Genomic DNA, 12976 nt, shown 5'->3' on the forward strand with positions numbered 1-12976 from the left:
GTTTTGATAGCGAGCTAATTCTTAAGCAAGACCTTGGAAAACATAAACCGCCGGAAAATTCTCTGCCTGGAAATAGATTTTTTGACGAGAAATTGATAGCGAAAGGATATCTTTGATGAAAAACCTAGAAGGCATCATAATCTTGATCTTGGTATTTCTAAGCATATGGCTAGCCTATGAATTTCTGATTAGGCGACGATCTTTAGCAGGGAAGCAAACCTCAAGTCAAAGTACGGCAAACCCTATATCTTCAAAACTTTCCCCTCGATCGCCGTCAGTATACTCACTGTCTGGCCGCTCGCTCTCATCCCCTCGGGAAGAAATTAAACGAGCTGCGCCAAGCCCTTTACCTGCCCCAAAAATATCCTATAGAGCTGCACCATCGCCGCCAACAAATTCTCAGCCTACTGTGCCATTTACTCCACCTGAGCGATCGGCAAGCGCAGATTTTGCTGAGCTGAAAATGCAGCTAAAAGAGCTTGCCGACTTGGCATGGGTAGCCCCGCAACCCTGGACAACCTCAAAGTTTCTACTTAGCCCCGCCGACATTGACCAGGCTGCTAAACCCGAGCAGGTGGTTAAGATTTTTCTGGATCATGCTGCGCGATCGGTACCGGGTTTTCAGGTACCCTGTATGACCCCACATACTGTTGTTACTTCGGTGCCCTTTGCCGCCGGTATGTTTGAAGTTGATGAAGCGGGGTGGGTCACTATTAAGCTCAGCTCAGACTTCTTTAAAGATAGACTAGCAGCGCATTCCATCCTGGCCCATGAAGTATGCCACTACATTTTGAATAATCACGGCTTTCGCAAAAGTGATATTCTGCTCAACGAAAGATACACAGATTTGTGTATGTTTATTTGCGGATTTGGACAAATTTTTCTGGCTGGCTATAAGCGCGAAGAAACAGGCGACCTTGGCTGTGGGCACCGTCTAGGGTATTTGAAAGATTCAGAGTATGAGTTTGCCCAACAGCATGTGCTAAATCTTTACCAGCTGTATGAGCAAAATGCTCCCGATGAGCTAGATCTGCTCAAGACGCGATTAAGAAAGCTGCTTCAGGGTGATGAAGGAGCCTGCTATCGGTATATCAAAGCTGAGAGAGAACGAAATCTCCACAGGTCAGAGGCACAGCTTTACCGCGACGTTATTGATCAGCTTGAGCGCGATCGCCGTTAGCTGAATATTACCCGATTAACTAATCCAGGGGCCTGAAACTATTATCAGCAGGCCTGGGCTGATTAGCGAAAATAATTGAATTGCTTACTAAATGCTGTTCAAACAGGAGTACATCTTAACATGGCTAGGATTTTCCCAAAGAAACTGAATAGAGTTCGATATTTTTGTTATAACCTGGCCCTATTAATTGCATTGGGCGGATGCTCAGGAGTTTTGCTGCCTTTAATAAATAGCTACAGATATCAGCAGGACATGTTCTCAACTGAGTCACTGGTCATGCAGACCGCCGCAGTCGGCCTTAACGTTAGCATTCTTGGCTTTAAGCTTCTCATGCTAGACATGCCACGCATTCGGAGTATTGGATGGTCGACTTGGACAGTGCTTTTAATGGTGATTCCGTTTGTCAACGCACTTATGCAAATTCTGTTGCTTATCTTGCCTATGAATTTTTTCGACGCAGACGACTCTTTGATGAAAAATGTATTGCAAAAGGCAAAAGCCAGGAAGAGGAAGTGATCGTTAAGCCTTTCAGCTATAATTTTCAAAGTTGCTGTTCTGTTTTTATCTGATTAACTAACAAAAGTTCTGATGTAGGTTGGTGTTGAGCGAAGCGTTCGCGTAGCGTTTCCAAAGGAAAAAACCCAACGCCAGTAACGGTTTTGTTGGGTTACGCTAACGCTAAGCCAACCTACGGCAGTATAAGGGTTTCAAGGGTTTTTTCAGTCAACCAGGTTTTTTATTGTGTCTACCGGATTTAAATGGACGAAAACTCGCTAGTTTTTTGAATCTAGTCCTATTTGCTATGGTCACCATGATGGCTCCCAACTATAGTTTTATCGATTCTCGAAACCTCCTCATTCGCCCTGACGAGCGCGTCCGCTTTGTATTTTTTTTCTTGACGGCTACAATAGCAGGCTCCCTGATTGCCAGACATCTAAATCATCAGCTGGATTACATGATGTTTGGGGAGCAGTGTAAACTACCCTGCGCGATCGCAGAAGGCAGCACTGTAGGATTACTTGTAGGCACCTTCCAATGGCTCGCTTTGCGACTCTATATCCCAAGCCGAGCGTGGATTTTGGTTTTTACAATTAACTCGGTTCTAATTAGCTGCTTCGGTGCGCTCACCAGGATGGCGTTCCGATCTATACAGGATGGAAAAGCCTTTTTCATTCCCTTACCCATGGCACCTATCTTGTTTTTTGCTATTAGTTTGCTAATATTAACTACTTTTGGCTATTTGCAGTGGCGGGTTTGGGTGCATCCCAGTCTTGCAAGACTCATTTTGAGAAGTAGCCATTAAGATAAGCACATCGCTGTCTGAGCACTTGTTGCACATTCTCTTCGTCCCAGTGAGCCCCTGAAATTTTGATGCGACGCCCAATTTGCTTGACCGTTGACTCAATTGCGCCCGAGCCAATAGACATACCCTCGGCTTGGTAGTAGGCGTAGTTCACAATACGGTGTCGATGTTTGGCTAGGTAAGCGATAAACCGGTCAACTCGTTCATGGGGCCAGTCATTGAACAGCTTGATAGCTCCTTCAATATCGCCCTGCCACAGATAGGTCTCCACGGCATCCAGTCGGTGTTGTGACCCGCCGACCTGACCCAAATTTTCCATCAAGTGGTACCAGTCTAGAATTTCAAGCCGTTGCACTGGCGGCGCGATCTGGGCAAAGAGATTCCAAATCCCGTCGTGCCCATCGCCTAAGCACACCACCGGAGACGCCAAGGGCTGCTGATTGACCCACTCAACCAGGGCATCATTCGCTCTAAAAAAGGCCGCAACACAGCCTTGATGAAGGTTAACGGCCTTATAGTCGCGCCACTCACTCCGTTGGCCTTTGGGCGTCCGTAAGCGCACTTTGCCCCCGTCAAGGCTCATCTCTTTAACGCCGAAATCGACCAACTCAGACGGAAAATCGTGACGATGCACGAGTCGCTGCTGAGTGCTCTTGGAGACCGATATCCCGGTTAGCACCGCAATATCATGAGCCGTATCGTCGTAAGACTCATTGGCACTTACCAGCAAACAACACTGCTCTAACTGCGGACTCCACTGAGTTCGGGCTTTCAGGCCTAGCCGCTGTCCTTGCTGTTCGCTGATGCTCAATTGGCCAATGATGCTGGTCACGCCTCGCTGCCGGCCTCGCGTTGTGCCGCTGCTTGTGCGGATAAAAAATGACCGAGTTCTGGGCCGACATGCTCGAGCAGATGCCCCCGCACGGCGGTCTCGATGCCTTCGAGGGTCTTGACGTCCTCTGGGTCAGTCTCCTCGTAGAGCAGTTCGGCTAGCTCTTGCGTCAGGGCTTTGAGACGGGCTTCTTTGGAGGCATCCATGGGAGCGAAGTTCCTCTGTTGAACTGCTCAAAGCTTAACGTTCATGAGCCTGGTTAGAGATAAGTATTATTGCTCATTGCATAACTGGGATGCACCCGGCGGGTTTTGCGTCCATATACTTATAAGGCTAAGAGGACGTTTTAAAAGATCTGAGGGGTCAAAAATTATGCCAACCGCCTGACCATAATACGGATCATGGCCAGGTAGATGAGGGTCTCTGAGGTTTCGGGTAGCAGTTCATAATCTCGCACCAAACGTCGGCACCCCATCAGCCAACCGAGGGTACGCTCCACCACCCAGCGTTTCTTGAGCAGCACGAACCCTTTAGTTTGTTGAGGTCGCAGCACGACTTGGAGAATCCAACGACAGGTATCCATCACCCACATCATGAAAGCAGGGCCATCAAAGCCCCCATCCGCCCAAATAATGGTCAGTCTCGAGATGGCAGGCCCCATCGCTTTGACGCGCTTGAGGAGTTGCTTACCCCCCTCACGCTCCGGCACACTGGCGGCGGTGACCAGCACCCGCAGCACCAAGCCGAAGGTATCGACGCCCAGAAACCGTTTACGTCCTTTAATCTTTTTGCCCGCATCATAGCCAACGGCCTCATGCACCATGGCCGCGCTTTTCACGCTCTGACTATCGATGACGGCTTCTGACGGTTGAGGGTGTCGGTCTTGCTCAATCCGAGTCCACTCGCGCAAGTGGTCATGAATGATGATCCAGGTGCCGTCCTTGCGCCAGTTCCGGAAGTAGGTGTACACCGTCTGCCATGGCGGAAAGTCTCCCGGCAAGGCCCGCCAACGGCACCCTTCTACCAGGAGATACATCATGGCATTGAGCAGCTCCCACAGATCCACGCTGCGGGGTCGTCCGCCTGGTTTGGCCTCAGGCAGCAAGTCACTCAGCAGCTCGTATTGGGCACGGGTTAAATTGCTGGGGTAGTCTTTACTCATCGTCTCACTCCGGCATTGCTGACTTCTATCTGCAACTTACACGGAGTGAGCTTTTTTACCCACGGACCGACTTTTCAAACACCCTCTAAGTGGTGGATTTTACTGCCACCGATCTTAGGAATTTTGGCCGCATTACTTCTTTATGTTTTTCAGTCAGTGAATGGTCTTTTACCGAGAAGTCTCCTAGCGTTCAATGCCGAAGTCTTTCAGTTAACTGTGCCAGCCTCTGTTCAAGCGATTGGATTTTGTTTTCTAATGCGAAAGTCTCGTGAGAATTCCTGGCTGAGTTCAGCTTTGGCAACTGCGCTCGATATTTCTGGCTACTGGGATAATCAAAGACTGGCTCGACAGCTGCACGATCAAATTGATAAGGCCTGGAAGCATAGCTTAGATAATGGTGAAAAACTGGCCTATTTTGTAGGAGTTGAGAAAACGGGCACGGTCTTTGGCTATGAGCCGATGAGCCCAGCGGCAACTGAAAAGTCTCAGCTAACTCCGCTACCGAGCCTAGCTGCCAATTCGGAAGCAGAAGCTCCACCCGCTTTGGCAAAATTTAGGGTTACCTTTACCCCAACCGGCTCAGTAATAATAAGCTCATATCGAGGCATTCCTCTATCCCTGATAACTGGTGTGATGTACGTCGGAATTTTAGGGATTAGCAAGCTTTTGGGCTTGGTAGAAGTTGCTACGAACAGAGTCATCTCATTTTAGATTTCTAAAGTGGCAGCCCAAGTCTTAGACAAAAGCTGGCACATTGCTAAGGTTGGCTGTGGTGATTGAAGGCTGACTGGAAAATCCTTGAAACCCTTATTCTGACGTAGGTTTTGTTGGCTTTAGCGCAGCCCACCAATACCGTTAACGGTGTTGGTTTTTGCTTCGTTCAATACCAACATGCATCAGAATTTTTATCGGTCAATCAGGGTGTATCGTGTCAAGCGATCGCAGGTTCTGCATCTTTAGCCCAACTCATCCACCAGAGCCATTCTACTGGTGCAAAAGGTTATGGAAAAACTGGGCGTCTGTGATTGTAGGTGAGGATAGAGGGCGCGATCGCTTCTCTACCGATCTCAGGATGACAGAGGATGGGGAGAACCGTCGCCGAGGATGCTGGCATTGGCGCGGCTGGGGGGTTAGTTCTGGGTGAAATATTAGGCGACGCTGGCGTTGGTGCAGTTGTGGGGGGCGCGGCCGCAGGGGCAGCAACCGGCAACATCACCGCCGATCGCGTAGTCGTTGTCGATCCCAATCAGACCATCAGCCTGTATCCCTAAGGCTCGATGGCTGATGGCCCACGAATCTCGGCAGAATTTGCGGCGATGGCCACAAAATTGATGCAAACGGTAGAGACAGCTTTCGGCTCAACCTTTCCAACGAGAGAGGGTACCCCTGAGTTCTCGCGGGATCATGAAAACTGTGAGTTATGACACCGTATTAAACCCCAGTTAGGATACAAACCCAATGACTGATATGACGACCTTAGCAACCAAGCTTGCTGACCTGAGACTTTTTCAAACCGTTTTGATCGACAACGAGCAAAAGCTGATGGCGGCCACCAGCGACAATACCATCCGCGAGCGCCTCGACGGAATGCTGAAGAGCGATCGCGAAAACCTCACCGCCATTGACAAAGCCGTGACTAAGCTAGCCGCCGCCGCCGAGCCGCGCGACATCACTCAAAAGCATGCTGAGTCTGTCGACAAAATGATGAATGGCTCAGAGCTATCTCTCTACGACAAATTTTTTCAGCTTGAATTGCTGAAGCACCAGCAGGTAATGACGGGTTTGGTGCTGCACAAAGTGGGGCAAACCCTGGGCGATGAGCTTCAAGATGCCATGGAGCCGCTGAACAAAGTTAACTTTGAAAACCGGGCTCACCAGGAAGTTCTCAAGGGCGTTCTCTACTTCGTTGGCACCCGTGAGATCGCGGGGCAAGAGCCTGATATGGGCCTGTGGGCCAGCGTCGAGCAGGGGATTGCAGCTCTCAAAGGGGCGATCGGCAGCGCGGCTAGCTAGCCGTAGCCTTTGGCTAAGGTAAAGTCGTAGCCTTTGGCTAAGGTAAAGGCGATCGGGGTCTGGTGCTATCCAGGCCCCGATTTGTCTAGTTCTGCATCTTCCCTGACTATCCCCCGTTGGGCCAAGCAAACACCATTTGCCCCGGCGCAATCCGCCTGGTTAGAATTGGTATGAGGCAGCTTCCCATCGTCTCCTCTGCCTGACCTGGGGCAGGGCGCTCAGCACTCGATGACATTGACGGCCAGGCCGCCGCGCGAGGTCTCTTTATACTTTTCGTGCATGTCGCGCCCGGTTTCGACCATGGTTTTGATCACCTCGTCGAGCTGGACGAAGTGCTTGCCGTCGCCCTGGAGGGCAATGCGGGTGGCGTTGATGGCCTTAATCGACCCCATGGCGTTGCGCTCGATGCAAGGCACCTGCACCAGGCCGCCCACCGGGTCGCAGGTGAGGCCGAGGTTGTGCTCCATACCGATTTCGGCGGCGTTTTCGACCTGGGCGGGGGTGCCGCCGAGCACTTCGGTCAAGGCCCCTGCCGCCATCGAGCAGGCGACGCCGACTTCGCCCTGGCAGCCGACGTCGGCCCCGGAGATCGAGGCGTTTTCTTTGTAGAGCATGGCGATCGCCCCCGCCACCAGCAAAAAGTTCACCACGCCGTCTTCGCAGGCCCCGTGGCAAAAGCGGGTGTAGTAGTGCAAGACGGCGGGAATAATGCCCGCTGCGCCGTTGGTGGGAGCCGTCACCACCCGCCCCCCGGCGGCGTTTTCTTCGTTCACTGCCATGGCGTACAGGTTGACCCAGTCCATAATGCTGAGCGGGTCGGCCAGGGTGTATTCCGATCGCTGCTTGAGGTGGCGGTAGAGCGAGGCCGCCCGCCGCTTCACCTTGAGCCCGCCGGGGAGAATGCCGTCGGTGCTGCATCCCCGCACCACGCAGGCCTGCATGACCTGCCAGATCCGCAGCAGCTCCGCCCGAATTTCGGCTTCGCAGCGCCAGGTCAGCTCATTGGCCAGCATGATCTGGCTGGTCGACAGCCCCGATTCGTGGCACCGGGCCAGCAGCTGGGCCGCTGTCGTAAATGGGTAGGGCAGGGGCGACTGGTGCAGCTCCAGGCGATCGCTCGCAGCGACCTGTTCATCGACCACAAAGCCGCCGCCGACAGAATAGTAGGTGCGATCGCGCAAAACCGCACCCGCGCCATCAAAGGCGGTAAACACCATGCCGTTGGGGTGAAAGGGCAGCGGCTTCCAGTGAAACTTGAGGTCGGTCTTTTCGTTGAAGGCCAGCACCCGCTGCTTCAAAAGGCAGATCGACTGGGTTTCGCGAATGCGCTCCAGGTGCCCATCGATCAAATCCGGATCAATGGTGTCGGGCGACTCGCCCTCTAGCCCCAGCAAAACGGCGCGATCGCTGCCGTGGCCCCGGCCAGTCGCGCCCAGGGACCCATGCAGGTCGATCTGGATGCGCTGCACCTGCTCCAGCAGCCCATCGTCCGTAAGGCCCTGGGCAAACCGCCGCGCCGCCTTCATCGGGCCGACGGTGTGGGAACTGGAGGGGCCAATGCCGACTTTGAAGATGTCGAAGACGCTGGTAGACATGCTGGCAGAAACGGTGGGAGAGGAAAGGTGAACCTGGGTCATGCCGGAATCGCCTCCTGGGAGAGTCGGGTGGTTAACCAATCGCGCGATCGCGCCACGCCGCCAAAGGTATAGATGTGGAAGTGAGTGATGCGAGGGCTGAGACCATCCACCAGATAATCGGGCGTTTGCACGGTGAGCAGTTTACCGAGGCGCGATGACTGCTGCTTTAGTCCTAACAGACTGGTTTTGACACCGCAGAGTTTGGCGAACTTTAGTAACGTTGCCGGGCTGGTGGGGCCGGGAATGCCGAGGTAAATCGGCAGGTGGTTGAAGGGTTCAATGCGATCGAGCCAGGCGCGCACGGTGGCGACATCCAGCGACCACTGGGTCATCACAAACATGTCGGTGCCAGTCTCTCGGGCGTACTGGTTCTTGAGGGCGAGAATGCGATCCGATGCCGGTTCGTCCAACATCGGCATGCCCTCGGGGTGACCGGCGACGCCTATCCGCAAGCCGTCGAACAAACCTGTTTCTAGCAGATCCAGCGTAGAGCTGAAGGGGCCGACAGGGCGATCGGGGCTGCCGCCGATGATCAGCACCTGGCGAATTTGGGCCTGGTCGCGCAGGGCGGCGAGGTAGTCGGAGAGATGGGTGCGATCGCGCATGCTCCGCGCAGGTACATGGGGAATTGGGTCGTAGCCGAGAGCCTTCAATCGGGCGGCCTGGACTACCACCTCGCGATCGTCTGCTCCCGGCAGGTAGGTGATCGATACCTCTCGCACCGATTGGGGCAGCTCTGAGACATCAACCTTTGGCGTCACTTCGATTGAAAATTGCATGGCATCAACCTGTCGGGAGTGATAGGGCTAGAGCAGGGGAGCGAGGGATCGGGGGAGCGAGGGGGGCGATGATTACTATGGCTTCATGCTGAGGAAGCGTCTGGGGTCAGTGTGTTTTACCTTCCTGGGCGTATCGGCTCCGCCCCGATAAACCAGGGCCACCCCGATCGCCGCAATCACCAGCCCCGCCGCATCGACCCAGGCGATTTGGTCATTGAATAGAAGGAATCCCAGCACTAGAGTTGTGGGCGGCGTCAGGTACATCAAACTGGCCACTCGGGCCGCTGTGCGATACTCCAGCAGCTTCAGCATCAGCCCGTAGGAGCCGATCGACAGCACGACGATGAGCCACCCCAGGGCAAACACAAACTGCTGGCTCCACTCAATGGTCAAGCCTTCGATAAACACCGCCAGGGGCCAAAGGACGATCGCGCTGGCCACCGCCTGCACAAACAAACTCTGAATGACCGGCAAATTTTGCTCTGGCTGGGTGCGATTCAAGTGTCGTTGATAGAGCGTGGCCACGGTCATGCTGGCCGCCGCGATGAAGGGCAGAACATATCCAATTGGCGGCGCAGCCTCGGCGGCTCCCTCTAATTTGGTGGCAACCACCAACACGACACCGACCAGACCAACGCCGGTGCCGCACCACTGCACCGGCGATATGGATTCTCCCAAAATCGGGCCAGACAAAACGTTGGTGAACATAGGCTGCAAGGCCGTGATCAGCGCCACAATCCATGGCGAAACCCCCAGCGCGATCGCCCCCAGTGCCGCACTGAGCCAGACAGCGTGGGCGAGCACCCCCACAAAGGCCGAACGAGCGATCGCCGTCTTGCTGTGAAATTGCAGCCTCTGCCGATAGCTCAGCCAGATCAGCAGCAGGATCGCCACCAGGACATAGCGCACAAACAACAACGTGAACGGCCCCGCGTAGGGCAGCCCATATTTCGCGCCAATGAAACCAGAACTCCACAGCACGACGAAGAGAAGCTCTAAACCCAAAATGCCCATACCAGGGATCTCCCAAATTTCAGCTATCAACTTGTAGGGTGCATTAGGCTTTGCAATAACCTAAACAAAAGACCGAGGTTTCCTTTTAGCCGTAATGCACCGCTCACCCAACGGGAGCCCCCTGGCAAACTTGACTCCCGGCTATCCCAGCAGCAGTTCCTTGACGCCGTAAGCGGTGCATTGCGGCCTCTCAGCAAAGTTTAGGGAGTTTTATCGATGGTTAAGGGCCGATAATGCACCCTACGCATCTGAGGTGACGGTTGGTTTACAACAGCTTTTCAACCACCGTGGCCGCCAAGGGTTGACCGAAGTATTCCACCGAGACCTGAGTACCGGGTTGAGCATAGGTCAGCGGCAGATAGGCGAACACCACGCAGCGCCCCAGACTGTAGCCGTAGCCCGCGCTGGTGGCGTAGCCCAACACCTTGCCATCGGCGATCACGGGCTCTTTACCCATTGCGATCGCCGTCGAATCATCCAGCGTTATAAAACAGAGTTTACGGCTGGCGTAGTCCCGGCGCTGTAACAATGCTTCCTTCCCGATAAAGCCGCCCTTGTTTGGCTTCACCGCAAAGCCTAAGCCTGCCTCGAAGGGATCGTATTCCGTGTGAATGTCGTGTCCCCAAAACAGGAACCCTTTCTCTAGCCGCAGGGTTTCAAACGCTCCCAGGCCAGCGGCGATCAGGCCGTGCTCCTGACCCGCCGCCCACAGCGTATCCCACAGCTTTAGGCCCGATTCCGTGGGGGCATAGATTTCCCAGCCCTCTTCGCCCACGTAGGACACCCGCACCGCCAGCACCGGAATATTGCCAATGGTGAGCCGCTGATTGGTGAAGAACTTGAACCTGGGCTTAGACACATCGGTTTGGGTGACCGCCTGCAAAATCTCCGGTGCTTTTGGCCCCCATAGGCCCACACAGCAGTAGCTAGACGAAACATCGGTAATGCGAACAGAGCCATCCTCGGGCAAGTGCGCCGTCATCCAGGCCAGGTCGTGACCGTGGACAGAGCCACCCGTCACCACCCAGTATTTCTCAGCACCCAGGCGACTTACCGTCAGGTCGCACATGATGCCGCCGTTGGCATCGAGCATGGCGGTATAAATCACTTTGCCGACGGGCTTGTCGATGTCGTTGGCGCAGAGGCTTTGCAAATAAGCCACCACGCCGGGGCCAGTCACCTCAAATTTGGCAAAGGGGGTGAGGTCGTAGAGAGCCGCTTTTTCCCGCGTAGCCAAATGCTCCGCCCCCTGAATCGGCGACCAGTTCTTTGCCTCCCAGCCCTGGCGCTGAGGAATGGTGTACTGATCCAAGAGATCCGTATTGGCCTTAAACCACTGGGGCCGCTCCCATCCGGCACTAAAAACAAACTGTGCTCCTAATTCTTGCAAACGCGGGTAAAACGGGCTGACCCGCAGCTCCCGCGAGTGAGTTTGTTGATCCAATGGGTGAATGATGTCATACACCTCGTCGTACTGCTGCGCTCCAGCACGGGTGATGTAGGGAGCGCTCTTGCACACCTCCGAGAAGCGGTGAATATCCATCTCGTGAATGTCGAGGCTCGGCACCCCGGTAGTCATGAGTTCTGACACAATTTTGCCGACGCCGCCCCCGTGGGTGACCCATACCGCTTCTGCTACCCAAAAGCCCTTGGCTTTACTGGACTCGCCCACCACCGAGCCGCTGTCCGGCGTGAAGGAGAACATACCGTTGATTTTGTAGGTCAATTCTGCCCCTTCGAGCGCGGGAAAAAGTTCTTTCGTGGATTCCCAGGCGGGGCCAAAGTGCTCTTCAGTGAAGGGGCGAACCGAGGGCATGATCGGCGCTTCGGCATAGGGCAGAATGTTGTCGGGGTCTACTAATAGCGGCTCGTGCTGATAAGAGCCAATCCCCCAGCAGTCGTCGTGCTGCCGGAAGTACATGGCATGGTCCTGGTGGCGCACCATCGGATAGGTGACCTCCTCCGTCATCCCCGCCAGCTCAGGAATTGGCGCAGTTTTGACATACTGGTGCTGCACGGGGGTGAGGGGAATAACTTCGCCCACCATGCGCCCGATGCGCGGTCCCCAGATGCCTGCGCAGACCAGCACTTTGTCAGTTTCAATGCGGCCTTTGTCGGTAACGATCGCCTGCACCTGACCATCGACCACTTCGATATCCATCACCGTCGTGTGGCCAAAGAATTCGGCGGCACCGGCTTCCTTGGCATAATTAGCCATCGCTTCCGCCGCCCGCAGCGCCTTGGCAATGCCGTCGGTGGGCACAAAATAACCGCCCAGCACCTTAGCCGTATCAACCAGGGGCACTTTTGCCTTGATCTCGTCGGGCGTCAGCAGACAGGCCCCTTCGACTCCCCAAGACTTGGCCCAGCCCAGCTTGCGCTGAAGCTCGGCCATGCGCTCTTCGGTGTAAGCCACTTCCACACCGCCAACGGGGTAAAAAGCGGGGCCTTCCTCGGTGCTGAGCTGGCTGTATAGCTCGACGGTGTATTGAGCCAGCTTGGTCATGGTCTTAGACGAGTTGGTCTGAAACACCAGCCCCGGCGCGTGGGAGGTGGAACCGCCCGTGGCGAACAGCGGGCCTTGCTCGACCACGACAATATTCTTCCAGCCCAGTTTGGCCAGGTGGTAGGTGGTGCTACAGCCGACGATGCCTGCACCGATGACGACGAGAGTGGCGTTGGTTTGCATGGGGGTCTCCGGTTGGGGGGGAGTGGGGGAGTGATGGGGTAGGGGAGATGGGGAAGGTGGGGTAGCGCGGTAGGGTGGGTTAGGCCAAAGGTTCCTTTGGGACGAACCGATCGCAATGGCTATGGCCGTAACCCACCGCTAGGGAATGTAAGCATCGAGGGTCGTCTGCCGTAGGGTGGGTTAGGCCGCAGGTCAACTCGGGGATGAACCAATCACACTTGTTGTTGCCTTAACCCACCGTTCGAGGTTCTGAGCTATGGCCGTAACCCGCCAAGGGAGTGGATAGGTGGATGAGTTAAAGAGGCAGGGACATGAATGGGGGCAGGATTCGAGCTGCCAGGACATCCGCCTACCCGCCCACCCATCC

General features: G+C 54.8%; 11 protein-coding genes. 5 read left to right on the forward strand and 6 right to left on the reverse strand.

Going from position 1 to position 12976, the window contains the following annotated elements:
* The first annotated feature begins 409 nt into the window (after nt 1-409).
* Complete coding sequence (locus tag LEPTO7104_RS35110) at nt 410-1180, forward strand: hypothetical protein (RefSeq protein ID WP_155523753.1); 771 nt, start codon at nt 410-412, stop codon at nt 1178-1180.
* 362 nt (nt 1181-1542) lie between these two features.
* Nucleotides 1543-1749, forward strand: a complete 207-nt coding sequence (locus LEPTO7104_RS40375; protein WP_155523754.1) for a hypothetical protein — start codon at nt 1543-1545, stop codon at nt 1747-1749.
* A gap of 711 nt (nt 1750-2460) precedes the next feature.
* Here LEPTO7104_RS40375 and LEPTO7104_RS0124135 read toward each other — a convergent pair.
* A protein-coding gene (locus LEPTO7104_RS0124135) for an ISKra4 family transposase (protein WP_155523727.1) occupies nt 2461-3521 on the reverse strand; the annotation gives its coding sequence in 2 pieces (ribosomal slippage) (nt 2461-3365 and nt 3365-3521; 1062 coding nt in all).
* A 164-nt stretch (nt 3522-3685) separates the two neighbouring features.
* Nucleotides 3686-4477 (reverse strand): IS5 family transposase, encoded by a 792-nt coding sequence (locus tag LEPTO7104_RS0124145; RefSeq protein WP_017296610.1) that lies wholly within the window; start codon nt 4475-4477, stop codon nt 3686-3688.
* Nucleotides 4478-4522: 45 nt separating this feature from the next.
* Between LEPTO7104_RS0124145 and LEPTO7104_RS0124150 the strand changes: the two genes are divergently transcribed.
* The 3 genes from LEPTO7104_RS0124150 to LEPTO7104_RS0124160 all read left to right on the forward strand — a co-directional run bounded on the left by LEPTO7104_RS0124150 (nt 4523) and on the right by LEPTO7104_RS0124160 (nt 6490).
* Nucleotides 4523-5188 carry a hypothetical protein gene (locus LEPTO7104_RS0124150; RefSeq protein WP_155523755.1) on the forward strand — a complete coding sequence of 222 codons (666 nt, stop codon included), beginning with the start codon at nt 4523-4525 and terminating at the stop codon, nt 5186-5188.
* 371 nt (nt 5189-5559) lie between these two features.
* The gene (locus LEPTO7104_RS0124155; RefSeq protein ID WP_017301164.1) at nt 5560-5748 is read left to right on the forward strand and encodes a hypothetical protein; all 189 of its coding nucleotides are present in this window, start codon (nt 5560-5562) and stop codon (nt 5746-5748) included.
* A 187-nt stretch (nt 5749-5935) separates the two neighbouring features.
* Nucleotides 5936-6490, forward strand: a complete 555-nt coding sequence (locus LEPTO7104_RS0124160) for a hypothetical protein (RefSeq protein WP_026073036.1) — start codon at nt 5936-5938, stop codon at nt 6488-6490.
* Between the two features lie 218 nt (nt 6491-6708).
* On the opposite strand, the gene LEPTO7104_RS0124165 is transcribed toward LEPTO7104_RS0124160, so the two are convergent.
* The 4 genes from LEPTO7104_RS0124165 to LEPTO7104_RS0124180 all read right to left on the reverse strand — a co-directional run bounded on the left by LEPTO7104_RS0124165 (nt 6709) and on the right by LEPTO7104_RS0124180 (nt 12609).
* The gene (locus LEPTO7104_RS0124165; protein ID WP_026073037.1) at nt 6709-8085 is read right to left on the reverse strand and encodes an L-serine ammonia-lyase; all 1377 of its coding nucleotides are present in this window, start codon (nt 8083-8085) and stop codon (nt 6709-6711) included.
* 38 nt (nt 8086-8123) lie between these two features.
* Nucleotides 8124-8906 (reverse strand): methylenetetrahydrofolate reductase, encoded by a 783-nt coding sequence (locus LEPTO7104_RS35115; RefSeq protein WP_017301167.1) that lies wholly within the window; start codon nt 8904-8906, stop codon nt 8124-8126.
* Nucleotides 8907-8981: 75 nt separating this feature from the next.
* On the reverse strand, nt 8982-9920 hold the full coding sequence (locus tag LEPTO7104_RS35120; protein ID WP_017301168.1) for a DMT family transporter: 939 nt from the start codon (nt 9918-9920) through the stop codon (nt 8982-8984).
* A gap of 265 nt (nt 9921-10185) precedes the next feature.
* Nucleotides 10186-12609, reverse strand: coding sequence for a GcvT family protein (locus tag LEPTO7104_RS0124180; RefSeq protein ID WP_017301169.1), 2424 nt, complete (start codon nt 12607-12609; stop codon nt 10186-10188).
* Nucleotides 12610-12976 lie beyond the last annotated feature (367 nt).

Origin of the sequence: Nodosilinea nodulosa PCC 7104 (assembly GCF_000309385.1) — a bacterium.
GTDB lineage: Bacteria > Cyanobacteriota > Cyanobacteriia > Phormidesmidales > Phormidesmidaceae > Nodosilinea > Nodosilinea nodulosa.